Annotated in this window: 21 protein-coding genes; 2 read left to right on the top strand and 19 right to left on the bottom strand. The window is 55.6% G+C overall.

The features are described 5' to 3' along the window. Nucleotides 1-25: 25 nt before the first annotated feature. The 11 genes from MUB23_RS09875 to MUB23_RS09825 form a co-directional block, all read right to left on the bottom strand. Nucleotides 26-892: an EamA family transporter gene (locus tag MUB23_RS09875; protein WP_244800323.1), complete on the bottom strand. Its 867-nt coding sequence runs from the start codon at nucleotides 890-892 to the stop codon at nucleotides 26-28. A gap of 30 nt (nucleotides 893-922) precedes the next feature. Further along, nucleotides 923-4714, bottom strand: coding sequence for a PolC-type DNA polymerase III (locus tag MUB23_RS09870; protein WP_244800322.1), 3792 nt, complete (start codon nucleotides 4712-4714; stop codon nucleotides 923-925). Beyond that, nucleotides 4707-5768: a flavodoxin-dependent (E)-4-hydroxy-3-methylbut-2-enyl-diphosphate synthase gene (ispG, locus tag MUB23_RS09865; RefSeq protein ID WP_244800321.1), complete on the bottom strand. Its 1062-nt coding sequence runs from the start codon at nucleotides 5766-5768 to the stop codon at nucleotides 4707-4709. The genes MUB23_RS09870 and ispG overlap by 8 nt, the downstream gene beginning before the upstream one ends. A gap of 15 nt (nucleotides 5769-5783) precedes the next feature. Further along, nucleotides 5784-7070 (bottom strand): RIP metalloprotease RseP, encoded by a 1287-nt coding sequence (rseP, locus tag MUB23_RS09860; RefSeq protein ID WP_244800320.1) that lies wholly within the window; start codon nucleotides 7068-7070, stop codon nucleotides 5784-5786. A gap of 71 nt (nucleotides 7071-7141) precedes the next feature. Further along, entirely contained in the window at nucleotides 7142-8290 is a 1149-nt protein-coding gene (locus MUB23_RS09855; protein ID WP_244800319.1) for a 1-deoxy-D-xylulose-5-phosphate reductoisomerase, read from the bottom strand. Nucleotides 8291-8309: 19 nt separating this feature from the next. Continuing rightward, nucleotides 8310-9110 carry a phosphatidate cytidylyltransferase gene (locus tag MUB23_RS09850; protein WP_244800318.1) on the bottom strand — a complete coding sequence of 267 codons (801 nt, stop codon included), beginning with the start codon at nucleotides 9108-9110 and terminating at the stop codon, nucleotides 8310-8312. A gap of 9 nt (nucleotides 9111-9119) precedes the next feature. Continuing rightward, nucleotides 9120-9827, bottom strand: coding sequence for an isoprenyl transferase (locus MUB23_RS09845; RefSeq protein WP_244800317.1), 708 nt, complete (start codon nucleotides 9825-9827; stop codon nucleotides 9120-9122). Nucleotides 9828-9964: 137 nt separating this feature from the next. Next, nucleotides 9965-10519, bottom strand: coding sequence for a ribosome recycling factor (frr, locus tag MUB23_RS09840; RefSeq protein WP_244800316.1), 555 nt, complete (start codon nucleotides 10517-10519; stop codon nucleotides 9965-9967). Nucleotides 10520-10529: 10 nt separating this feature from the next. After that, the gene (pyrH, locus tag MUB23_RS09835; protein WP_244800315.1) at nucleotides 10530-11234 is read right to left on the bottom strand and encodes a UMP kinase; all 705 of its coding nucleotides are present in this window, start codon (nucleotides 11232-11234) and stop codon (nucleotides 10530-10532) included. An 88-nt stretch (nucleotides 11235-11322) separates the two neighbouring features. Further along, nucleotides 11323-12198, bottom strand: a complete 876-nt coding sequence (locus MUB23_RS09830) for a PHP domain-containing protein (RefSeq protein WP_244800314.1) — start codon at nucleotides 12196-12198, stop codon at nucleotides 11323-11325. A 97-nt stretch (nucleotides 12199-12295) separates the two neighbouring features. Continuing rightward, the gene (locus tag MUB23_RS09825) at nucleotides 12296-13378 is read right to left on the bottom strand and encodes a hypothetical protein (protein WP_244800313.1); all 1083 of its coding nucleotides are present in this window, start codon (nucleotides 13376-13378) and stop codon (nucleotides 12296-12298) included. Between the two features lie 115 nt (nucleotides 13379-13493). On the opposite strand from MUB23_RS09825, the gene MUB23_RS09820 reads away from it, so the two are divergent. After that, entirely contained in the window at nucleotides 13494-14519 is a 1026-nt protein-coding gene (locus MUB23_RS09820) for a hypothetical protein (RefSeq protein WP_244800312.1), read from the top strand. Nucleotides 14520-14683: 164 nt separating this feature from the next. On the opposite strand, the gene MUB23_RS09815 is transcribed toward MUB23_RS09820, so the two are convergent. Genes MUB23_RS09815 through MUB23_RS09785 form a run of 7 tightly spaced genes read right to left on the bottom strand, consistent with a single transcriptional unit; the run spans nucleotide 14684 to nucleotide 20762 of the window. Beyond that, nucleotides 14684-15727, bottom strand: coding sequence for a sulfate/molybdate ABC transporter ATP-binding protein (locus MUB23_RS09815; RefSeq protein WP_244800311.1), 1044 nt, complete (start codon nucleotides 15725-15727; stop codon nucleotides 14684-14686). Further along, on the bottom strand, nucleotides 15724-16416 hold the full coding sequence (gene modB, locus MUB23_RS09810) for a molybdate ABC transporter permease subunit (protein WP_244800310.1): 693 nt from the start codon (nucleotides 16414-16416) through the stop codon (nucleotides 15724-15726). Before modB ends, MUB23_RS09815 begins: the two co-directional genes overlap by 4 nt. A 12-nt stretch (nucleotides 16417-16428) precedes the next feature. Then, nucleotides 16429-17295: a molybdate ABC transporter substrate-binding protein gene (modA, locus tag MUB23_RS09805; RefSeq protein ID WP_244800309.1), complete on the bottom strand. Its 867-nt coding sequence runs from the start codon at nucleotides 17293-17295 to the stop codon at nucleotides 16429-16431. Nucleotides 17296-17343: 48 nt separating this feature from the next. Continuing rightward, complete coding sequence (locus tag MUB23_RS09800; RefSeq protein ID WP_244800308.1) at nucleotides 17344-18279, bottom strand: MOSC domain-containing protein; 936 nt, start codon at nucleotides 18277-18279, stop codon at nucleotides 17344-17346. A 1-nt stretch (nucleotide 18280) separates the two neighbouring features. Then, complete coding sequence (gene moaA / locus MUB23_RS09795) at nucleotides 18281-19246, bottom strand: GTP 3',8-cyclase MoaA (protein WP_244800307.1); 966 nt, start codon at nucleotides 19244-19246, stop codon at nucleotides 18281-18283. Continuing rightward, on the bottom strand, nucleotides 19239-19733 hold the full coding sequence (gene moaC, locus MUB23_RS09790; protein ID WP_244800306.1) for a cyclic pyranopterin monophosphate synthase MoaC: 495 nt from the start codon (nucleotides 19731-19733) through the stop codon (nucleotides 19239-19241). The genes moaA and moaC overlap by 8 nt, the downstream gene beginning before the upstream one ends. A gap of 3 nt (nucleotides 19734-19736) precedes the next feature. After that, nucleotides 19737-20762 carry a molybdopterin-binding protein gene (locus tag MUB23_RS09785; protein ID WP_244800305.1) on the bottom strand — a complete coding sequence of 342 codons (1026 nt, stop codon included), beginning with the start codon at nucleotides 20760-20762 and terminating at the stop codon, nucleotides 19737-19739. 260 nt (nucleotides 20763-21022) lie between these two features. On the opposite strand from MUB23_RS09785, the gene MUB23_RS09780 reads away from it, so the two are divergent. Beyond that, a complete protein-coding gene (locus MUB23_RS09780) occupies nucleotides 21023-21889 on the top strand; it encodes a prepilin-type N-terminal cleavage/methylation domain-containing protein (RefSeq protein ID WP_244800304.1) in 867 nt (288 codons plus the stop codon). Between the two features lie 30 nt (nucleotides 21890-21919). Here the strand turns inward: MUB23_RS09780 and MUB23_RS09775 are convergent, their stop codons facing one another. Continuing rightward, entirely contained in the window at nucleotides 21920-23443 is a 1524-nt protein-coding gene (locus MUB23_RS09775; protein WP_244800303.1) for a carboxylesterase/lipase family protein, read from the bottom strand. Nucleotides 23444-23465 lie beyond the last annotated feature (22 nt).

The raw sequence follows: 23465 nt of genomic DNA, 5'->3' as shown, positions 1-23465 counted from the left end.
TCACTCATCTTTTCTCTCCCGTAATTCATCGGAGCAAGAGCAGCGTGCCGGCCGTCAACAAGACCAGTCCCACCGCCGCCTTTCCCGAAAGCTTTTCTTTTAAAATCAATGCCGAGAACGCCACCGTAATTAAAATGCTCAGCTTATCAATCGGCACCACAATACTGGCTTCCCCCTCCTGGAGGGCCCGGTAATAGCAAAGCCAGGAAAGCCCGGTGGCGAGGCCGCTCAGGATCAGAAAAACCCAGTTCTTCCGGGTCAGGGAAGAGATCCCTTTCTGTAACCCCAGCGAAAATACGATTCCCCAGGCCAGCGCCAGCACCACCAAAGTGCGGATCGCCGTTCCCAGATTGGAATCAATCCCCTGGATTCCGATTTTTCCAAGAATCGCAGTCAAAGCCGCAAACACCGCGGAGGCTATGGCATAGATCAGCCACCGCCAGCCGTTTTCTTCCTTCTTTTCTGGGTCCGCTGCTTTTTTTTCAATCATCAGGTAGGTTCCGGCCAGCATCAAAATCATACAGAACAGTTTCCAGATCCCCAGGGGCTCGCCCAACAGGAAGAAGGCCAGCACCATGGTCAATACGGTGCTGGACTTATCGATGGGAGTCACCTGGTTCACATTTCCAAGCTGTAAAGCCCGGAAATAGCAGATCCAGGAACCGCCGGTCGCAAGGCCGGAGAGAATCAAAAACAGCAAGGTTTTCCCGCTGATCTCAGAAATTTCCCGGAAAGCCCCGGAGATCAGGACCAAGAGCCAGGCAAAGACCGCCACCACGCAGGTGCGGACCGCCGTCCCCAAATGGGAATTCACCTTTTCCATGCCAAGCTTCGCAAGTATTGCCGTCAAACCTGCAAACACTGCGGAACCAGCTGCAAAAAGAAGCCACATAACTTCCTCCCTTTTCAGACCCTCCGGCCCTTACAGAAGTTCCATATCAAACAACGAGATCTGGTTGGTCATCGGCAGGTCTCCGAAAAGTCCCATATCCGCCATCAGATCGGCCACGGTTTTACTGGTCTTGGTGCGCTGGCAGAAATCCTCCCTTGAGAGGAAACGGTCTTTCTTCGCCTCCTCCATCACGGCCTCGGCCGCCTTCTCTCCCATTCCTTCGATACTGCTCAAGGAAGGCATGATCTTTCCGTCGATCACCTGGAAGTGGGTGGCGTGGGCGCGGTAAATGTCAAGGGGCATAAATTCATAGCCTCTCGCATACATCTCCTGGACGATCCTCATATCGCGGAGCGTGACCTTTTCTTTTTCCGTCAGATTGTCTCCGTTGCTCTTATACATTTTCAGATTCATTTCCAGGATGTCCCGTCCGCGGCACATCAATTCATAGTTAAAGCCGGTAGCCCGGATGCCAAAAAATGCCGCATAGTATTCCAGCGGATGATAGACCTTACAGTAGGCGATCCGCCAGGCCATCATGACGTAGGCCGCCGCGTGGGCCTTCGGGAACATATATTTGATCTTTTTACAGGAATCAATATACCAATCCGGCACATTGGCCTCCCGCATGGCTTTTTCGTGCTCCGGCGTCAGGCCTTTTCCCTTTCTTACCTTCTCCATGATATTGAAGGACAGGCTCTTATCCATGCCCATGGAGATCAGATACAGCATGATGTCGTCACGGGTACAGATGGCCGTCTGCAGCGTGGCCTTGCCCGAAAGGATCAAATCCTGCGCGTTCCCCAGCCATACGTCCGTGCCGTGGGCCAGCCCGGCGATCCGCACCAGGTCGGCAAAGCATTTGGGCTGGGAATCGATCAGCATCTGCATGGCAAAGTCCGTGCCAAACTCCGGGATTCCCAAAGCGCCCAGCTTACAGCCTCCCAGGTCCTCCGGAGTTACGCCCAGTGCCGAAGTGTCCTTAAACAAAGACATGACCTTCGGATCGTCCAGCGGGATCGTCCGTGCGTCGATGTGAATCAGATCTTCCAGACGCCGGATCATGGTGGGATCATCGTGTCCGAGGATATCCAGCTTCAGCAGGTTCTGGTCGATGGAGTGGTAATCAAAGTGGGTCGTCACCGTGTTGGTGGTCATATCATTGGCCGGATGCTGGATCGGGGTAAAGGAATAAATGTTTTCCCCCTTCGGCATGACCACGATGCCGCCCGGATGCTGTCCGGTGCTCCGGCGCACGCCGACGCAGCCTGCCGCGATCCGCTCGATCTCACAGCGGCGCTTGATGATATTTTTTTCCTCGTAGTACTTCATCACAAAGCCGTAGGCGGTCTTCTCGGCCAGCGTGCCGATGGTCCCGGCCCGGAAGGTATGTCCCTTCCCGAACAGCACTTCCGTGTAGTCGTGGGCATGGCTTTGGTATTCGCCGGAAAAGTTCAGGTCGATATCCGGCTCCTTGTCCCCCTTAAAGCCGAGAAACGTCTCGAAAGGAATGTCAAACCCGTCTTTTGTCATCAGCGTCCCGCACTTCGGGCACGCCTTATCCGGCATGTCGCAGCCGGCGCTTCCGGCGTAGGCTTTGACCTCGTCGGAATCAAAGTCGCTGTATTTGCAGTGGGGGCAGACATAGTGGGGGCTCAGCGGGTTTACCTCGGTGATATCCGACATCGTCGCCACAAAGGACGAGCCGACGGACCCACGGGATCCCACCAGATACCCGTCGTCGGTGGATTTTTTCACCAGGCGCTGGGCAATGATATACATGACCGCGTAACCGTTTCCGATAATAGAGGTCAATTCCTTCTCCAAACGCTCCGAAACGATGGACGGCAGCGGGCTTCCGTAGATACTCTCCGCTTTCTGATAGCACATATCCCGGAGCTCCTCCTCGGATCCCTCAATGACCGGCGGGCACTTGTCCAGCCGGACCGGAAGGATCTTCTCGCAGGAATCCGCCACCCGGTTGGTGTTGGTGATCACGATCTCCTCGGCCTTTTCTTTTCCGAGATAGGAGAACTCTTCCAGCATTTCCTCGGTGGTCCGCAGATACAAAGGCGGCTGGAGGTCGGCGTCGGCAAACCCTTTGCCTTTCATCAGGATCCGGCGGTAAACCTCATCCTCCGGATTCAGAAAATGGACGTCGCAGGTGGCCACCACGGGTTTCCCCAGCTGTTCGCCCAAGTCTACGATCTTTCGGTTCATGTCCCGCAGGTCTTCCAGGGTCTTGGCCTCATACTTCTCGTCCCGGATCATAAATTCATTGTTGCCGACCGGCTGGATTTCCAGATAATCGTAATATTTCGCAATGGAAATCAGCTCTTCTTCCGGCTTCTTCTCCACGATGGCCCGGAACAGCTCTCCCGACTCGCAGGCGGAACCCACGACAACCCCCTCCCGGCACTCCGTCAGCAGGCTCTTGGGAATCCGCGGGCGGCGGTGATAATAGGTCAGATGGGATTCCGACACCATCCGGTACAGATTGATCCGTCCGATATCATTCTGGGCCAGCAAAATGATATGGTAGGTTTTCGCCTTTTTGATATCCTCCACGGTATCCCCCGGATGATCGTCCACCAGATAGCCTTCGCAGCCGTAGATGATCTTAATATCCAGTTTTTCTGCGGTGTGCATGGCCTCCGGGAAAGACTGGACCACGCCGTGGTCCGTGATGGCAATGGCTTTCTGTCCCCAGGCCGCAGCCCGCTTTACAATGGCGGAGGCGTCGGAAACGCCGTCCATATCGCTCATCTTCGTGTGGCAGTGAAGCTCTACCCGCTTGACGGGACTTTTATCCTGACGGCCGCCGGATCCGTGATCCAGCTTTTTGATGCCCTGGACCGAAGCGATGGTCAGTTCTTTGTCAAACTTGTCCAGCACCGTGCGGCCTTTGACCGCGACCCACTGGCCTTCCTTCACCAGCCCAAGGAGGCCGTCTTTTTCCTCCGGCTTGCAGAAAATCTTCACCAGGATGGAATCCCTATGATCCGTCACCACAAAGGTGACGATCCAGTTTCCGGTCTTGATCACCCTGGTGTCCACCTTGATGATCTCTCCCTGAATCACCACATCTCCGATCTCTTCCACGATCTGGTCGATGGAAATCGGGTCGTCGGAAAAATCCCGGCCGTAGCCTTCGGATTCCTCCAGCTGTCTGGCCCGCGGCGTCCGGCGGTACTCCTGCTTTTTCTGCTCCTTGGCCGCCACCGCATCCTCACCGGCTTTGGCTTCCAGGGCATGGCGGCTGATCTCGGCCGCCTCCATTAGCATCGCATCCTCGCTGAGCTGATTCCAGGACTTATGCACGACCTTGCCCAGGTGGCACCGGACTTCCAGGGGAATCCCCAGACGCTCATTGAAAATTTTCTCTAAAATCCGGCAGAGCTCCTGGCTGCGGGCGTGATTGACGATATTGTCCTCCGCCTCCAAAACCAGCACCTGGGGATCAGCAAAGGACATCTTCGCAGTCCGAAACAGGTTGTAATCCATCAGATGCCAGCCCTTTAACTCCAGGAGGATGCTGTCCCGGTAGCGGGTCAAGGCTTCCTCGGCGGTCATCTCTCCCAGCTCATACCGCTCATAAATCTTAACCGTTACATTTTTATGGGCGAAAAACTGCTTTTTGATCGCAGCTTCCAGTATGTAAATATCCCGCTTTGCAATGAGCTCGCGGCATTCGATATAAATCCGGATCATGCTCCGGTCCCTCGGCATGGTCACCCTGGTCACCGACACCCGGTCCAGCAGCTGCATCAAGTGGTCCGCGGTCTGCAAATTGGGAAGGACTTCCCAAAAACTTTTATTCATTCTCGTTCTCCCAATGGGCCAATTCCAGCTCCAGCGCCGACAAAAGCTCCTCCTCCGGCACCTTCCGCAGGATTTCCCCTTTTCGGATCAACAGTCCCTCGCCTTTTCCGCCTGCGATGCCGAGATCCGCTTCCTTTGCTTCACCCGGCCCATTCACCACGCAGCCCATCACGGCCACTTTCAGATTCAAATCATAGCGGGCAGTCATCTCTTCCACCTGATTGGCAAGCCCGATCAAATCGATGTTAGTCCGGCCGCAGGTAGGGCAGGACACGACCCGGATGCCTTCCTGCCGGAGTCCCAGCGCCTGAAGAATCTTTTTCGCGGCGAAGATCTCCTCTTTTGGGTCGCCGGTCAGGGAAACCCGGATCGTATCGCCGATGCCGCGGGAGAGGATCGCGCCGAGTCCCACCGCCGACTGGATGGTGCCGCTCTTCACCGTACCGGCCTCTGTGATTCCCACATGGAGCGGCAGATCCGTCTGATCCGCAATCAGCTCATGGGCACGGATGCACATCGGCACATCGGAGGATTTGATGCTGATCACGAGATTGTCATAGCCCAGGTCTTCGATCATCCGCACCTTGTCCATGGCGCTCTCCACCAGCCCCTCCGCCGTGACGCCGCCGTACTTTTCCAGGAGGTTTTTCTCCAAAGAGCCGCTGTTGACGCCGACCCGGATCGGAATATTCCGCTCCTTCGCGCAGTCCACCACGGCTTTCACTTTTTCCCGGCCGCCGATATTTCCGGGATTGATCCGGATTTTATCCGCTCCGTTTTCCACGGCTGCGATGGCCAGGCGGTAATCAAAATGGATATCCGCCACCAGCGGGATGTGGATTCTCTGTTTGATCCGCCCAAATGCCAAAGCCGCCTCCGGCGTCGGCACGGTTGCGCGGATGATCTCGCAACCGGCCTCCTCCAGAGCCAAGATCTGGGCCACCGTTGCCTCCACATCTTCCGTCTTCGTATTGGTCATGGATTGAATGGAAACCGGAGCGCCGCCGCCCACTGGAATTCCTCCGATCCAAATTTTTTTCGACTTTCTTCTCATCCGTCTCCTCCCGCGCTAGCCGAAGAGCCGCGCAATATCATTGTACAAGACGACCACCATCAAAAGCATCAGCAGCACAAAGCCCACCGTATGCACCATGCCTTCCTTATCCGGCGGAACCGGTTTTCCTCTCAGCGCTTCGATCACTAAAAAGACCAGGCGTCCGCCGTCCAGCGCAGGGATGGGAAGCAGATTGAAGACGCCCAGATTGGCGCTGAGGAGAATCGCCAGATTCACCACATTCAGGAAGACGTAGAGAGCTCCGTCGCTCCGGCTCTGCTCCACCGTCGTATCAATCAGGGACACGATTCCCACCGGCCCCGACATATCCTTGATCCCGGCCTGGCCGGTCACCAGCATTTTTAAGGAGGTAAGGCAGAACGAAACCCAGTACCGGACTTCCTGTACGCCGCCTTTTAAAACCTCCAGCACGCCTGCCTTTTCCCGGTAATCGCTGGCCTTCAGGCCAAGAGTGGTTCCCTCGTATTTCTCCGGGGTCAGCGACACTTCCCTCTGTTTTCCGTCCCGTTCCAAAATCAGTTTTAAAGGAGTGCCGTCGATGGGATTTTCCGCCAGGTAGGCGGCCATCTCCTCGCCTGTGGCAACCGCAGTCCCATTGATACTGACAACCACGTCGCCGGCCTCGATCCCGGCCTTAGCCGCCGGAGAATTCTCCGTGACTTCAGAAAACGACGGCCGGTCCGCGGTGGCATAATAGCTGATCCCCATCCGGTAAGCCGTATAGTTGGGGTCCAGCTGCACCGTATATTCCTTCCCCTCCCGCTCATAGGTAACGGCGATCTTACTGCCGTCCATCGGGTGGTTCAGAAAATACAGGTCAATATCCCGACCCAGGGAAATACTTTTTCCATTGATCTCCTGAATCACGTCGCCCGGCTGCAGACCGGCCTGGTCCGCGCCGTATCCCGACTGAACTTGATAGATCTTGGCAGGATTCGCCCCGGCGATGGCAATGACTACCAACGCCAGGAGAAACGCAAACAGGAAATTGAACAAAGGTCCGGCCGCCACCACCAAAATCCGGGCCCAAACCGACTTTTTGTTGAAGGCGTCCGGGGAATCGCTCTCGGCGTCCTCGCCGACCATCATGCAGGATCCGCCGAAGGGGATCCACTTCAACGAATATTTGGTCTCCCCGATCTGCTTGCTGACGATCCTCGGTCCCATGCCGATCGAAAATTCGATCACGCCGATGCCGGCTTTTTTTGCCAGCAGGAAGTGACCGAGCTCATGAGTCAAAATCAAAAAGCCAAATACGAGAAACGCAATCAGAATACTCAAAAACTTATACCCTACTTTCTATAATTGTTCCGGTTCCCTATCCTGCAAAAGCGCAGTTCCGGATCAGCAGCCTAAAACTTGCTTCGCTGGTTTAAAAACTCCCGGACCGAGGCCTCGGTCTCCAAAATCTCGGAGACCGATGGATTCGGGATCACCCGGTGGGCCTCCATGGCAGCCTCGATGGAATCCGTAATCTCCAAAAATCCAATTTTCCGGTTCAGAAAACGCGCCACCGCCCATTCGTTGGCCGCATTGAAAACTGTGGGAAGGCTTCCCCCAGTCTCACCGGCCCGGTAAGCCAGCGCCAGGCCGCGGAAATTCACGAGATCCGGCGCTTCCAGGGTGATATGCCCCATCGCCCGAAAATCCAGACGGCCGCCGGAAAGATCCCGGCGCTCCGGATAGTACAGGGCGTACTGGATCGGAAGTCTCATATCCGGCGTCCCCAGCTGGGCAAGCACGGCTCCGTCTTCAAATTCCACCATGGAGTGGATTACGCTCTGGGGCTGCACCACCACCTCCACGCGGGAAAGGGGCACGCCAAACAGCCATCCGGCCTCCATGACCTCCAGTCCTTTATTGACCATGGTGGCGGAATCAATCGTAATCTTCCTTCCCATGGTCCAATTCGGGTGTTTCAGGGCATCTTCCACCCGGACGTTTTTCATCTGTTCTCTGGTCCAGCCGCGGAACGGACCGCCGGAGGCCGTCAGGAGAATCCGGCTAACCGCATTCCCTCTCTCCCCGGAAAGCACCTGGAAAATCGCGCTGTGCTCGCTGTCCACCGGCAGGATCCGCACACCTTTTTTCTCTGCCAGCGGGATGATCAGGTGCCCCGCCGTCACCAGGGTTTCCTTGTTGGCTAAGGCAATGTCTTTTCCCGCCTCAATGGCCGCCATGGTCGGACGGATTCCCACCATGCCCACCACAGCCGTCACCACCAGATCCGCCGAGGGCTCCGCCGCCGTCTCGATCAGGCCGTCCATGCCGGTGACAATCTTGACTGGCAGATCCGCCGTGCGGACCGCCAGCTCTCCCGCCGCCTTCTCGTCAAAGACGCAGACGACGGACGGGTGAAACTCTCGAATCTGTTCTTCCAAAAGCTCGGTCCGGGATCCGGCGGCCAGGCCGGTGACCGCAAGGTCTCCATTGGCGCGGACCACCTCAAGAGTCTGGGTGCCGATGGAACCCGTGGAGCCAAGTATCACAATATTTCTCATCAGGTACCTCCCCTGCGGATCAGCCAAACGCCTGCATCAGGGCAAAAATAATCGGCGCCGTAATGATCACGCTGTCAAACCGGTCCAAGATGCCGCCGTGGCCGGGAATCAGCTTCCCGTAATCCTTGATCTCGGTATTCCTCTTGATTGCCGATGCCGCCAGATCCCCGATCTGGGAAATCACGGCCCCCGCCGCGCAAAGCACCGCGACACTGAACACCGGGCTTGTGAAAATCGTAATATGCTCCTTCACAACAGCCGCGTAAATCACTCCGATCAGAGCCGCGCCCAGCACGCCGCCGACGCCGCCCTCGATGGATTTTTTCGGGCTCAGCACCGGAGCCATCTTGTGCTTCCCGATTAGTATGCCCACACAATAGGCACAAGTATCACAACCCCAGGAACAAATAAAGATCAGCCAGACCAAAAACGCCCCGCTTTCCGAAATCCGCACCCGATAGATAAAGGAAATCATGACGGCCACGTAAAACAAACCAAAAAACGCGGCCATCACCTGGTTTGCCTTATATTTCGGAAAAGTCAGCACGTAGACCGCCATCAGAGCGATCAGAAATCCGACCAGCCCCAATAGCACCAAATCCTGTTTTCCGAAATAGATCAGCGCATAATACCCGGCCGCCGCCAGATAGCCCACGGCCCCAAGCAGGGATTTGTGAAAATCAAAGATCCGGTAGAGCTCCATCATCCCAATCCATGATATGAGAAGGAGCCCGGCAAAAAGAACATTGCCCCCCATCACCAGCAGGAAAATCGTCACCAGCATCAGCAGCACGCTGCTGCGGAATCGCACCCAAAACATAACTCTCTCCTAACGGCCGCCGAACCGGCGGTCTCTCTCATTGTAGATTTCGATCGCGCGGACCAAATCCTCTTTGTGGAAATCCGGCCAGTACACGTCGGTAAAATAAAGTTCCGTGTAGGCCATCTGCCACATCAGATAATTGGAGAGCCTCTGCTCTCCGCTGGTTCGGATCATCAGATCCGGATCCGGAATCTCAGCCGTGTCCAGATAGGACTGGATGGTCTCTTCGGTGATCGCATCCGGATTCAGCGATCCGGCCGCCACATCCTTCGCCAGACGCCGCACGCCGCGGGTGATCTCGTCCCGGCCGCCGTAATTGACCGCAATCACAAAAGTCATCCCCGTGTTGTTTCTTGTCTCCCGCACCAGGGTATCGATTCCGTCGATGATATCATCGTCAAACCGGCTCTCCTCGCCGATCATCTTCACCCGCACATTGTTGGCCATGGCGACTTTCAGCAGTTTTCTCATATAGTAGCGGAACAGCTGCATCAGCGCGCCGACCTCATCGGCGGACCGCTTCCAGTTTTCCGTGGAAAAGCCGTAGACGGTCAGATAGCCGATGCCGAGCCTGGCGGCGTCCTCCACGATCTGTTCCAGATTCTCACAGCCCGCCTTATGTCCCAGCTTTCTGGGAAGTCCGTGGGCCTTGGCCCAGCGGCCGTTTCCGTCGAGTATAATCGCTACGTGGTTGGGAACCCGTAAATCTTCCATAAGTTTTTCCTTTCGCAAAGCTTCATAACAGGAAAAAGGCCATTCTGAGGGCAGACGCGCCCGAAGGATATCTCCCCCGCCTTCTCGCTCAGAATGACTCTTTTTCCTCACAAACCCGGTCCTTGCCGTAGCACAGCTTAAACCGTCATAATCTCCTTTGTCTTCGCTTCGGTTTCCTTATCCACTTTTCCGATGAATTTATCGGTCATCTTCTGGATATCTTCCTCCGCAGACTTTACATCGTCCTCAGTGAACTCCCCGCCTTTTTCCAGCTTCTTCACCTTATCATTGGCGTCCCGGCGGATGTTCCGCACCGCCACCTTGGCGGCCTCGCCTTTTTTCTTGATATCTTTTGCCAGCTCTTTTCTGCGATCCTCGGTCAGCTCCGGGAAAATCAGGCGGATGATCGAACCGTCGTTATTCGGGTTGATCCCCAGATCCGACATGTTGATCGCCTTCTCGATGGCTTTGATCAATGTCTTGTCCCAGGGCTGGATCTGGAGAATCCGTGCCTCCGGCACCGAGATGGTAGCTACCTGGGCGAGGGGCGTCGCCGAACCGTAATAGTCCACCGTCAGTTTATTCAGAATCGCCGGATTGGCCCGCCCGGCCCGGATCGTCGAAAATTCCTCCAGCAGGTTGTTCAGGGTTTTCTGCATCTTTTCTTCGTAAACCTGTAATCTCTCGTCCATAACTTCCTCCTTAAACGGTCACACGCGTACCGGTAATATGTCCCATCATCGCCTGGGTAATGCTGTCCTCTCCGTCCAGGCCGAACACCGCCATCGGCATCCGGTTTTCCAGGCAGAGGATCGAAGCCGCCAGGTCAATCACCTGGAGCTTTTTCTCCACGACCTCCTCGATCGTGATCGTGTCGAATTTTTTCGCCTGCGGATTGGTCTTCGGATCGCTGTCGTAGACGCCATCCACCGCCTTCGCCAGCAGGATTTCATCGGCCTCCATCTCGATGGCCCGGAGCACCACCCCGGTATCCGTCGAAAAATACGGATGGCCGGTGCCTCCGGCAAAGAATACGATTTTCCCTGCGGTCAAAGCTTCCTCCGCTTCTTCTTTCGTGAAAAGCTTCGTCACTCCGCCGATCGGAAAAGCGCTGAACACTTCTGTCTTCATTCCCAGATGCTGAAACAGGGACGACACATAGATACAGTTCATCACCGTCGCCAGCATCCCGATCTGATCCGCCTTCACCCGGTCAATGGCATTGCTGCTGCGCCCTCTCCAGAAATTCCCGCCGCCGATCACGATGGCGATCTGGATCCCGGCCTCTGCCGAGCGCTTCACCTGGGCCGCCACCCGGCGCACCGTCTCCTCATCGAATCCGGTTTTCTTATCTCCGGCCAGAGCCTCCCCGCTCAATTTCAGCAGGACTCTCCTCTGTTTTTCCATGGAATTTCTCCCTCAAATTCGTATTTTTCCGCGCCGGACTTATCCCTGGCGCCGTCTGTTTTAGTGTAGCATAAATGGAGGAAAATGTCTACAAAGCCCCTCTCATTTTCTCCAAAAACCAGTAGGGCACCGCAAGATCTCCGTAGCCGCTCCCCAATTCCAACCCTTGTTTCAGGGAACCGTGGAAATCGCTGCCGCCGGAGCGCAGGCATCCGAACTCCTCCGCGATGGCCTCCGTCCGCTCCCTCCACCAGTCATCGTACTCACAATAGCGAGTCTCCAGGCCGTCCGCTCCCGCTTTTATGATATCCCGGCAGATCCGAAGGCTCTCCTCCGGGTCTTTCCGGGAAATCTGATGGGGATGGGCCACGAAAACCAGGCCTCCCGCCTCGTGAATCCGTTTGATAGCCTCCGCAGGAGGCGGCGTTTTCCGTTTCACATACCCGGCCCCGCCTCTGGTCAGGTAGGTCCGGATCGCTGTCTTTACATCCGGCGCATAGCCTCGCTCCACCAGAAGTTTTCCGATATGTCCCCTGGTCAATATCGCCTCGCCGCCGAAACGCCCCAGATCTACCTCCGAGATCAGAAAGCCCGCCTCCTGAAGCTTCCGAACGGATTTCCGGTTTCTCTCAAGACGGTCTCTCCGCATTTCCTCCAGACTTTCCTGAAGCTTGGGGCACTCCGGCCGCAAAAACAGGCCGATCATATGGATCTCTTTTTCCTCCAGGCTGGTGCTGAACTCGATGCCGGGAATCACTTCGATCCCGATCCGCGCTCCTTCCGCCATGGCGGCCGTCAGCCCTCTTGTGGTGTCGTGATCCGTCACGGCGATTGCGGACAGGCCTTTTTGCTTTGCCAGATGGATCAGCTCCGCGGGACTTAACGTCCCGTCGGAGCAGTCAGTATGAGCGTGCAGGTCCACCAGTCTCATGTCCCTGCTTTGCAAGTTTTCTTCACTCCTCATTTTCTATCTCTCGATTCATCTCGAATTCTCGTCTCTTCAATCACAAGAATTATAACAGATCCAGGAAATGTCAACAAGGGATCGGAATCTGAAATTTTTATGAACGGTCGGAATCGTTTTCCAGGTCGCGTCCTTCCATTTGATAACACTTATCCCGCCACATCTTTCCGATCCTCTGGAGCTCGGCCGCCGTGCCCGCCAGCTCATTGTACTGAATCCGGGCGCTTTCAAGCTGCGCCTCATACTCCTTTTTGATCCGAAGAATTCTTTGATCCGCGGCCGCCGCCCGCGCCTGATCGCTCCTTAAAAGGCGGATTTCCTCGTCTTTCGCCTCAAGGGCACCCATAAGCTCCTCTTTTTCCGCCTCCGCCTGCTCTTTCAAGACGCGGAAGGCTTCCTCTTTAGCTTCCCTTTGACGGTCTGATTCCTCCCTGCTTTTCTCCATCAGTTCCTCCTTTTCCTTTCTCAGTTCTTCCATCTGCTCCCGGTAAACCGCCTCCCGCTCCGCCTGCAGCCGCCGGATCTCCTCCTCCCGCTTCTCCTGGTTTTTTCTTGCCTCCTCCTCCCATTCATCTTTGAGCCGCTTAGTCTCCGCGTCCTGTTCTATCTGCCGGCGGATTGTTTCTTCCTCCCTCAGCCACTTAGATCCTTCCATAACTTCCCATTCCGTATCCGCCTTCCAGCGGTATATCATTCCGCCGCCCGCCAGGTCCCCGCCGGTCAGGAGGTACTGTTCCTTCTCCCATTCCAGCAGTTTCAGCCTGTTGGGAGCCTCCCCGCACTCCCGGATCATGACGGACTGCTCCGGCAGATACGGCGCCACGGCGTGAATCTCGTACCGCCCTTTGACCGGATTCAGGGATTGGTAAAGCAAGATCAAAAGTTCCCCTCTGACAGCCAGAATCAAGTTGCTGAACTTGCACCGGTCCGTCCCTTCCGTTAAGACGATCTTCTCCCTCCCGCCTCCCAGGATATCCACCGCCACCTGGTGCTGCAGATTTTCATAGGCAAAATAAATGCTCCCCTGGAACAAAACCGAGGTCAAGCCTCCCAGGCAGTCGCCTTTTTGCTGTACCGGCTGGACGCCCCGGCGCAGGGCGAACCAGGCCGCCATCACTTTATTCCCTTCCTGGTACAAAGCGATCTGGCCTCCCTCGGCCCGCTGATAGATCTCATTCATATTTGCACCTTTCTTTCCCAATTATCTTGTTATTATCTTATGCACACAGGGCGAACAAAAAGAAACCGAAGGCATAGGATAAAGTAAGCATTCCAATGGAAAGGACATTCACCAAATGCCGAAGAGCAAACAAAACGGCTGTAAATGCCGTCCGAAACGCTATATCAGCAATGGGGTTCACACGAAGGGGAAATGCCATGACGTCTGCACCAATCCGATGTGCGGCGACCCGGACACCCTGACGCTGCTTGCGCCGGTGGTCTACGATGAGCTTGGCATCAACCTGTGCCGTGCGGTTCCCATTGATTTCCCTACCCTGACCGGAACCGTCGCCTGTATTTCCGCCCAGGTAATCAATGTAACGTTTGATACCACAGGGCCTATGGCCACCACGGTAACTCCGATCAATGGCCGCCCCAACTGCTATCTGGTCTCCTTGACCAACCTGACCGTCACATTCGTCTTCAACCTGTACGACTGTGCCAACCGTCTTCTGGCAACCGAAACCGCCACCGCGGTTTACCTGCCGGGAAGCACCTCAACTCCTGATTATGATTATTTTGACGAGGATACCAACCCCAACTCCGTTGAGCTGGAAATCTTCGCCCCTTACGGAGTCGCCAGCTCCTGCACCTATGCCGGAACCCCGACGATCCAGTTTACCGGTTTTAACACGGATTCCAACGTGGTGCGCGAAGGCCTGAACCTGATTGCGATCCCGAAGATTCTGGATTTCGATCTGACCACCCGGACTGCCACGATTGGCCTCAGCCTCTACGTGAAAAGCATATACTTTTCTCAGTACAAAATCCCTCACCAGGGCAAGGCAGCCGTTCCGAAGGCCTGCCTGCAGCCCACCGCCGACACCATCTGCATGGACTTTGTGTCCGGTGATCTGCTGGATCTGTCTATCAAGCCGCTGGAGCTTGGACCGCCGAAGTATGAGGAATTTTTGAAAGAAGAGTGCGAGACACCCTGTAAACCCTGCTGCGGAACCCTCACCCCCGGAACCGGAGACCTTGCCGGCGCCCCTCCGGCAGCAGGAAACGAAGCTTCTGGATTCATTACCGGAGCCGAGGTTTCTGAACCTGTGGAAGCCAAGGAAGACGGCGCTCCGGAGGATGAAAGACCTGTGGAGTAAGCTGGACTCGGCAGCCCGTCTGCTGTCTTATTTTCTCGCAAACTTTCCGGAGTCCGAAGGGATTCCTGCCGATGAAGACGAGATAAAATCCCCATAAGAAAAAAGCCATAGGATCGTCTGTCCGGATGATCCTATGGCTTTTCCGTCTGTTTTTTTCTGTAATGTCACTCCCGGAGCAGCAAGATATCCTCCGGCGCTACCGAAAGATCCTCCGGGATGCCCCGATAATCCGGTTTGCTGACCTTCCACCAGATTTCATGCTCCGCCTGCGCCCCGCAGGAAAAGAGTATCACCATCTCAAACGGAGCCTCCGTGAGCTCCGAAAGCCGGACTGGGATTCGATTCACCATTTCCGCACAGCCGTCCGCCGGATGAAAATCATGAGCGCGCACGCCGGCAAACCGGATCTCCTCCGTCACTTCGTCCTTCGACATCAGCCGCACTCCGCCCCAATCCAGAGCCTCCAGCTGATGATCCCCCAGCCGCCGGATCCTGGAGATATTTTTGCAGCCGGTCAGCCGGGCCGCGGCCAACGTCTTCGGATCCCGGAACAACTCCCTTGTATTGCCGAAAGCCACCTCCCGGCCGCTTTCCATCACCATCAGATCCCGGCAGATCCGGTATGCCTCATCCCGGCTGTGGGTGACCAGAATCGCATCCTTCTTCCAGGTTTCCAGAGATTTTATCATCTGAATCTGCATGGCTTCTTTTAGGTGGGCGTCCAGAGCCGAGAAGGGCTCGTCGAGAAGAATCACCTCCGGATTCCCTGCCAGCATCCGCGCCAGCGCCACCCGCTGCTGCTGTCCTCCGGACAGTTCCCCCGGATACCTGCCGCCGAGCCCTTCCAACTGGAACCGGCCAAGCAGCTCTTCGATGATCGCCTTCCCGCCGCCGTTGTTTCCAAAGCCGCAGGCAATATTCTGTTCCACCGTCATATGGGGAAACAGCGCATAATTTTGAAACAGATAGCCGACTTTGCGTTTTCCCGGCGGCAGATTGATCTTTTTCTCCGAGTCATAGAGGACTCTTCCATTCACGGCGATTCGACCTTCATCCGGCGTCACAATACCGGCGATACACTTCAGCGTCATACTCTTTCCGCAACCCGACGCGCCTAAAATCCCCAGATTTACCTGGCCCTCCTGGGCAAACGAAACATTCAGGTAAAACCCTTTCAATTTTTTACGGATGGACACCTCCAGGCTCATGGTTCCCTCCTCCGTTTCCGCTTTCCGTATACGCTCCCCCGCATCGTAAAATAATTCATACTCACCACAACCATGAAGGAAATCACTACGATGATCGCCACGTACTGATACGCACCTTCCATATTTCCGGCCGCCACATGGGAATACACGGCAAGCGGAAGGGTTCTGGTCTTTCCAGCGATATTTCCGGCCACCATGGCCGTCGCCCCAAACTCACCCAAGCCCCTGGCAAAGGAAAGCACGCCGCCGGACGCCACGCCGGGCAGCGCCAGCGGCATCATGACTTTCCAAAAAATCTTCCGCTCCGACATGCCTAAGGTCCTGGCCGCATGAACCAGGTTCTGATCCACCTGCTCAAAGGCCCCTCTGGCCGAACGGTACATCATGGGAAAGGAGATCGCCACGGCGGCAATCACGGTGGCCGTCCAGGAAAAGGCCAGCTTCACGCCGAAATATTCCAGGAAAAATTCACCGACTGGCCGCTTCACGCCAATCACATACAGAAGGAAAAATCCCATGACCGTCGGAGGCAGCACCAAAGGCAGTGTCAAAATGCCGTCCAGAACCATTTTCAGCTTGTCGTGCTTTAACCGGACCACCAGCCTGGCGCAGGCAATTCCCAGAAAAAAGGTGATCACAATGGACAAAGATGCGGTTTTTAAGGATATTAGAATCGGTGAGAAATCCATCCGCACCGCTCCTTATTTGTTGGCTGAAAAGCCATATTCCTCAAAGACAGCCATCGCTTCCTCGGATTGCAGGAACTCGATGAAAAGCTTCGCTTCCTCCGAGTGCTCGGAAGCAGCCACCATCCCGACCGGATAAATCACTTTCTTTTCCAGGCTGCCCTCCGGAGCCTCGGCCACCACCGCTACCTTATCTGTGGTAGCCGCGTCCGTGGCATACACAATACCGGCATCCGCGCTGCCTTCCGCCACCCAATTTAAAACCTCCGTCACGTTGGTGCCGAAGCTGGTTTTTGCGGAGACCGTATCCCACAGGTTCAGGTTAGTCAGAGCTTCCTTTGAATACTGGCCGACCGGGACACTCTCCGGATCCCCCAGAGCTACGGTCTCCACATCGGCGATCTGCTCAAAGGTGGTGATGCTGTCCTTCTTATCCGCCGGGACGATCACAACGATCTTGTTCTCCAGCAAGTCCACAATGGAGCCCGCGTCGATCAAATTTTCATCTTTTAACGCTGTCATCTGCTTCGTCGCCGCCGACATAAATACGTCAGCCGCAAGGCCTTCCTCAATCTGGGTCTGTAATTTTCCCGAACTGTCGTAGGTTCCCTCCACAGTGATCCAGTCGTACTTTTCCTGGAACATGGGAATCAGTTTTTCCGTGTAAGAGTATTCCAGACTGGCTGCCGCCGCCACCAAAATCGTAACTTTTTCCTTGGATGCGGACGCGGCAGTAGTCGCGGCGGCCGTTGTGGGCGCCTCCGTAGCTGTCACCGCCGCCGTCGAAGCGGCCCCTGTAGTACCCTCATTGGAGGATCCGCATCCCCCAAGCACGGCCATGGCAAGAATGCCGGCCAGCATCATAGAAATTCCTTTTTTCATAACTCGTACTCCTTTCTTACCTTCCATTGGTCTCCCTAGGGAGACGTCTTATTTTCTGCCGCATTCCCCGGCCGTCCCTTTCAGGATTTCCAGGCCGTGTTTCAATGCGGGAAGAACCGCATCCATACTTTCTTTAACCGCCTTCGTGCTGCCCGGCAGATTGATGATCAGACTCTGATTCCGAATCACCGAAGCTCCCCGGCTCAGCATCGCCCGGTTGGTAAACTGCATCGAATAGGCCCGGATCGCCTCCGCGATGCCCGGAGCATTCCGGGTCGCCACCGCCATCGTAGCCTCCGGCGTCTGGTCTCTCTCGGAAAAGCCCGTGCCGCCGGTGGTCAGGATCAGGTTCACCTGACGCCCGTCGCAGAGACGGATCAGCTCTGTCTCCAGCCGTTTCCTCTCGTCCGGCAGGATCAGTGTTTCCACCACCTCGTAACCTTCTTCCTCCAGGCGCGCGGCGATCAGCGGGCCGCTCTCGTCCTTCCTCTCCCCGCGGGCTCCCTTGTCGCTCAGGGTAAGCACCGCCGCCGTCAAGGGCCTACCGGCGTGGGGCAGTTCCGCCGTAAGCTCATCGCCGGCATGAAGCCTGCCCCCTTGGATCACTTTTGCAAAAACGCCTTCCTTCGGCATGATGCACTCCCCCATCTTTTGATAAATCTGGCAGTGAGTGTGACATTCCTTGCCGATCTGCGTCATTTCCAGCACCACGTCCCCGTTGGTAAACCGGGTGCCCACCGGCAGATTCCGAAAGTCAAACCCTTCGACCACCAGGTTTTCCCCAAAAGCCCCCGGCGTCACACCGGCCCCGCGCTGGTTGAACTCCTCGATCTTCCCGGCGGAGAGCAGGCTGACCTGCCGGTGCCAATTTCCCCGGTGCGCGTCGGTGGTGATCCCGCATTCTGGCTCCAAAACCACCTCATCCACCGGATGTTTTTGAATTCCCCGCACATCACTGATGCAAATTGCTATGATCTTACCCATCTCAACCTCCTATTTGGGACATAGTCCGGGATTCCTCCCGCCGCCCGGAGTCAAACCCATGGCGCGCCGGTTTCTGCGCAACCGCCTGTTTGATCGCCTGGAACAACTCCTCATCGGCAGCTCCGGACCGGAGCAAAGCCCGCAGGTCCACGCCCTGATCGTAGTATAGGCAAAGCTTTAAAAACCCCTCGCTGCTCAGGCGGATCCGGTTGCATTCCTGGCAGAAACAATGGCTGACCGCGTCGATGATCCCAATCTTCCCTTGAAACCCCGGCACCTCGTAATAATGAGCCGGACCGAATCCCCGCCGCTCCCCGCAGACTTGAAGGCCTGGAAATGCCGCCCTGAAACGCTCTTCTATTTCTTCGCTCCCGATTGTCGGGGTTTCATCTCCATATCCCATCGGCATCATTTCAATGAATCGAACGTCAATGGGGTATTGTTCGGCCAGGCGGGCCATGGCTTCCAGTTCCCCGTCGTTCACGCCTCTCTGGGGCACACAGTTCACCTTGACCCGAAGTCCGGCTTCAATCGCTGTCATCAGCCCCTTCCACACCTCCCGGAATAAATCCCTTTGGGCAATCTTTTGGAAGGTATCCTCCCTCAGGGTATCCAGACTGATATTCACGCTGTCAATCCCCATGGCCGCAAGCCGCGGCGCCGCTTCCTCAAGCAGAACCCCGTTGGTGGTGACCGCCACGGTCTCGATCCCCGGCATCTGTTTCAGCCGTTCCAAAAAATCCAGGCAGCCTTTCCGCACCAGCGGCTCCCCGCCGGTCACCCGGACATGGCGGATCCCCGCCCGGACCGCCGCGCGGCAGACCCGCTCTATCTCCTCATACCGCAAAATTTCATCGTGGGACCGAAACGGCAGATCCACCGGCATACAGTACCGGCAGCGCAGATTGCAGCGGTCCGTGATCGAAATCCTAAGATAGTCAATCGTTCTGTGATAACCATCAATCATACGTTTCTCCCGGCGGCGGATTATGGATCTCACCGCTTTTCCCCCCGCGCTTTTCTTCCAGGTAAATTTCCGAGATCACCATGGCCTTATCCACTGCTTTGCACATATCATACACGGTCAGCAAGGCTACGGACGCGCCGGTCAATGCTTCCATCTCCACACCGGTTTTCCCGCTGCACCGCACCGTACAGACCGCCTCCACCTCCCAGCTTTCCGGGTGAAGGTTAAAATCCACCGCGACTTTGGTCAGCGCCAGAAGGTGGCACAGCGGGATCAAATCCGGCGTCCGCTTGGCCGCCATGATTCCGGCTACCCTCGCCACGCCCAGCACGTCCCCTTTTTTGGCGGTTCCTTCCGCCACTGCCTGAAACGCCTCCTCCGTCATTCGGATCCGCCCTCTGGCGCGGGCCTCCCGCTCTGTCGCTTCTTTTTCTCCCACGTCAACCATCACGGCGTTTCCCTGGGAATCAAAATGAGTCAGCCCCATACGTCACCACCCTTTCCCAAACCCACAGTTGGGATAGGTGCAGACCGGGCATCCCAGACATAGCCCGCCCTGTCCCATGGCAGCCAGATCCTCCGCCGTCACCGGCACGTCGGCCAGAAACAGCGGCAGCACCAGATCAAACACCGTCCGCTTTGCGTACATGACGCAGCCGGGAAGCCCTGCCACCGGGCGGCCGCCACCGGCATACGCCACCATAAGCATGGCTCCGGGAAGCACCGGCGCCCCATAGCTGACCACCCGGGCGCCGCTGTCGCGGATCGCGGCCGGAGTCCGATCATCCGGATCCACGCTCATACCGCCGGTGCAGAGGATGAGATCCATCCCGGCATCCAGCATTCGGCGGACCGCCGCGGCAATGGCTTCTTTATCATCGTCTAAGATCTCGTGCATGCCCATCTCCGAGCCATATTCCGCTAATTTTTCTTCAATCACCGGCGTAAAGGTATCGGTGATCCGGCCATGAAACACCTCGCTGCCGGTGGTCACAATCCCCACCTTTTTCTTCCGGAAGGGCTTTAGGGTCAAAAGCGGCGTATCCCCGCCGATCGCCTCCGCCTCCCGCATTTTTTCTTCGCGGATGATCAGAGGTATGATCCGGGTTCCGGCCAGCTTGTCCCCTTTTTTCACCGGACAGTGGCCGTGCCTGGTCGCAATCATGATCTCTCCCATACCGTTGATGGCCCGAAGGCGCGCATCGTCCACCAGGAGAAGGCCGTCTTCCTCGGCAATCACCTCGATTTTTCCTTCCTTTACCGGCGTCGGACGCATCTTTTCTCCGGCGCAGATCCGGTAAAGGATTTCTGCCGCCTCATTTTCATGGAGCATCCCCGGCTCCATTTCCCAGACATAGAGGTTCTCTTTTCCCATGGAGAGCAGTACCGGAATATCCGCCTCCGTCACCACATGCCCTTTGCGAAACGCCGCGTCTTTCGTCACCCCTTTGATGATCTGCGTCATATCATGGCAGAGTATATGGCCGACTGCATCCTGTGTACGAATCAGTTTCATCTCTTTCTCCCTATTCCCTGTTTCTTTTCGCCTGTAAGATCCGGCCCCGCGCCAGAACGTTATTTCTTTATTAGTATAATCCAATCAAAATGCGAAGTCAATAATTATACTTTCGCAAAAATAAATAATTTTCTTCAAAAATTCCAAATTACCCATAATTCTTAATTTCATCCGGATCTCCCGAAAAATCTCTGGCATTCCCATGGCCTCTGCGCTATAATATCATTACACGACATAGCGCAGGAAGGCGGGGGATCCCGATGGAACAATCACAAAAGAAGAAAGGTTTTACTCTGGTGGAGCTGATCGTAGTTTTAGTTATCCTGGCGATCCTGATGGCCTTGATTTTTCCGGCTTTGGTAAAATATATCGACAAGACCCACAAAAAGGTCTGTGAGCTCAATAAAGCGGGGCTTCTCCGGGATCTAACCATGGAGGAGGTCTACGACTGGAGAAAAGACAGCAGCTATGACGCCGTCAAGCTCCAGGAGCTTTCCAATCAGTCTGAATACAAGTGCGCGCAAGCCGGGCCGTATCAGGTCAGCCGGGCCGGTGACGGCAGCATCGCCGTCGTTTGCAAAGAGCATGATACGGATTATAATTTTAATATGAACGAAGCGCTGGAACATGTGATGGGAACCTCCGAGGAGGTCGCGGAACTGATCAAAAAATATGCCAACGAAGGAAAAAAGATCGATTCGGCCTCCAATACCGGCAAGGCCTACTCGCAGATTCTGGAAGCTTTGAATATCGCGGGATTCAATGTATCGAAACAAGGGGTGCAGACCTGGTCCCTCCAGGGAATCGGCTCCGGAAACTACTATTTTTATTGGACCACCGAGGACATTGCGTCCAAAAAGGTGGGGGATCAGGTGAAAGTGATGCGTTATAATTCGGCCCGCGGAACTTACACGGCCGGTTTTGTCTCCGTCACGGAGGAGACCCTGTCCGCCTCCGACTCCACGGACGGGAAAAGTCACAAGTACAACGTCATCGGCCGGGGAGACCGCAGTTTCTCCGAGTACAAGACCGATGAAGTCTCTCAGTCCGACGCTGACAAGAAGAACTATTCTTCGATTTACGGCGTTTTCAACAAGATGCCGGCGCAGCCGGAAATGAAAAATTAGAGGCTGCCCGTTTTGACGGCCTTTTTTGTTTTAACCGAGCAACTTTCCCAAAGAAAACTCCACATGAAAAGCCACGTTTGCCCGGCGCGGAATGATATCCATATAGCGTTGCCGATCGATGATCAATGCCTTGGGAGCAAATTCTGTGAAGGGAGTCCATGTTTCCTGACCGCCATTGGGATTTCCCGTCTTCATAAAATTGGCCCAGTAGTCCGCCAATTCATTGGACAGATCATAGTCAAAACCGGTATACGGCCGCTTTGACCGCACCAAAGTTTGAAAAACATAATGGTGTTCTGCCGAATGGTGCGCTTTCTCGGCTCCCGGCGGAACATAGGTAAAATAGTACAGATAAGCCGGCTTCCTTCCCAGAAGGTTTTGATTTTCGCACCAGGCCAAATTCGACGCCAGCACATCATCTCCAATGATATCCTCGAAGCAAGGCTGGCAAAGCTCCGGCTGGTCCGCATGAATTGCTCTCAAATATTGTTCCGCATATGCGCCGTACCGCGCTTTTGCCATTCGCTGGATTTCCTCATACTCCGGGGACGGTTTTCCGTATTGACGAAACTCTGCGGCGGTGCAGCCGATCATCGTATCAATATCCGGATGCCTGCCCTTCCGAAAATATTGATCCGGCGGCTCCGGGTGGACATAGCCGTCCACGCACGGACGGTAGTGCTCTAAATATCCCGGCCCCCCTTTCATTTCAGAGTAAGCCTGAATCAGCGTCTGTGCATCCAGCGCGCGGGCCTCCTCCAAGGTGGCGGCATGCAGCTGATCCTTATACTCCGCCCCATAGAGAAACGCTTGCTCCAAAGTTAGATGGTCCGGCACCCCTCCTTTGCTCAAGCCTCCGGCGCTCTGCATGATTGCATGCTGGAAATCGCCGTAAACCAAAGGCGTCGCGCACAAATTCTGCACGCTCAAGCCTCCGGCGGACTGGCCGAACAAGGTGATATTAGACGGATCACCGCCAAAAGCCTCGACATTTCTTTTTATCCATTGGATCGCCGCAATTTGATCCATCGTGCCATAGTTCCCGGTGGAATGATGTTCTTCGTCCTCCTCCGCCAGCTCCGGCAAAGCCAAATAACCGAATACGCCCAAACGATAGGCCACGGAAACCATGATGATCCCACGCTTTGCAAATCCTTCCCCATCATAAGCGTTCAGGTAGCTGTAACCGGTCTCAAAGGCCCCGCCGTGAAAGTAAATTGCCACCGGCAGCTTTTCCGACGCAGACTCGGCAGGCGTCCATACATTCAAATACAGACAATCTTCGCTCATCGGGTATTCTCTGCAATAAAATTCCTGCGCCGCCAGGGTATTTCCTCCTCCCTCTGAGGAAAAGCGTTCCTGCATGGCAATCGGTGCAAAGGTATAGGCCTTCCGCACTCCTTCCCAATGATCCGGCGGCTGAGGGGCACGCCATCGAAGATCCCCGACCGGTGCTTTTGCAAAGGGAATCCCTCGAAAAATGCTGACCGCCTGGTTTCCCGCCGGCATTCCTTCCACAATACCCTGTTCTGTCTTAACCTGCAGCAAAGCCATCTTCATCCTCCTGATTCTAAAG

Origin of the sequence: Cuneatibacter sp. NSJ-177, assembly GCF_022867805.1 — a bacterium.
Taxonomy (GTDB): Bacteria; Bacillota; Clostridia; order Lachnospirales; family Lachnospiraceae; genus Pseudolachnospira.
The sequence above is the reverse complement of the archived record's forward strand: the minus strand, read 5'-3'. Positions and strand labels throughout refer to the sequence as shown.

Excerpts from the sequence above, each read along its gene's own strand:
- MUB23_RS09875 (WP_244800323.1), bottom strand. The coding sequence starts at position 892 with ATGTGGCTTCTTTTTGCAGCTGGTTCCGCAGTGTTTGCAGGTTTGACG.
- MUB23_RS09870 (WP_244800322.1), bottom strand. The coding sequence starts at position 4,714 with ATGAATAAAAGTTTTTGGGAAGTCCTTCCCAATTTGCAGACCGCGGAC.
- ispG (WP_244800321.1), bottom strand. The coding sequence starts at position 5,768 with ATGAGAAGAAAGTCGAAAAAAATTTGGATCGGAGGAATTCCAGTGGGC.
- MUB23_RS09855 (WP_244800319.1), bottom strand. The coding sequence starts at position 8,290 with ATGAGAAATATTGTGATACTTGGCTCCACGGGTTCCATCGGCACCCAG.
- MUB23_RS09850 (WP_244800318.1), bottom strand. The coding sequence starts at position 9,110 with ATGTTTTGGGTGCGATTCCGCAGCAGCGTGCTGCTGATGCTGGTGACG.
- MUB23_RS09845 (WP_244800317.1), bottom strand. The coding sequence starts at position 9,827 with ATGGAAGATTTACGGGTTCCCAACCACGTAGCGATTATACTCGACGGA.
- frr (WP_244800316.1), bottom strand. The coding sequence starts at position 10,519 with ATGGACGAGAGATTACAGGTTTACGAAGAAAAGATGCAGAAAACCCTG.
- pyrH (WP_244800315.1), bottom strand. The coding sequence starts at position 11,234 with ATGGAAAAACAGAGGAGAGTCCTGCTGAAATTGAGCGGGGAGGCTCTG.
- MUB23_RS09830 (WP_244800314.1), bottom strand. The coding sequence starts at position 12,198 with ATGAGGAGTGAAGAAAACTTGCAAAGCAGGGACATGAGACTGGTGGAC.
- MUB23_RS09825 (WP_244800313.1), bottom strand. The coding sequence starts at position 13,378 with ATGAATGAGATCTATCAGCGGGCCGAGGGAGGCCAGATCGCTTTGTAC.
- MUB23_RS09820 (WP_244800312.1), top strand. The coding sequence starts at position 13,494 with ATGCCGAAGAGCAAACAAAACGGCTGTAAATGCCGTCCGAAACGCTAT.
- MUB23_RS09815 (WP_244800311.1), bottom strand. The coding sequence starts at position 15,727 with ATGAGCCTGGAGGTGTCCATCCGTAAAAAATTGAAAGGGTTTTACCTG.
- modB (WP_244800310.1), bottom strand. The coding sequence starts at position 16,416 with ATGGATTTCTCACCGATTCTAATATCCTTAAAAACCGCATCTTTGTCC.
- modA (WP_244800309.1), bottom strand. The coding sequence starts at position 17,295 with ATGAAAAAAGGAATTTCTATGATGCTGGCCGGCATTCTTGCCATGGCC.
- MUB23_RS09800 (WP_244800308.1), bottom strand. The coding sequence starts at position 18,279 with ATGGGTAAGATCATAGCAATTTGCATCAGTGATGTGCGGGGAATTCAA.
- moaA (WP_244800307.1), bottom strand. The coding sequence starts at position 19,246 with ATGATTGATGGTTATCACAGAACGATTGACTATCTTAGGATTTCGATC.
- moaC (WP_244800306.1), bottom strand. The coding sequence starts at position 19,733 with ATGGGGCTGACTCATTTTGATTCCCAGGGAAACGCCGTGATGGTTGAC.
- MUB23_RS09785 (WP_244800305.1), bottom strand. The coding sequence starts at position 20,762 with ATGAAACTGATTCGTACACAGGATGCAGTCGGCCATATACTCTGCCAT.
- MUB23_RS09780 (WP_244800304.1), top strand. The coding sequence starts at position 21,023 with ATGGAACAATCACAAAAGAAGAAAGGTTTTACTCTGGTGGAGCTGATC.
- MUB23_RS09775 (WP_244800303.1), bottom strand. The coding sequence starts at position 23,443 with ATGGCTTTGCTGCAGGTTAAGACAGAACAGGGTATTGTGGAAGGAATG.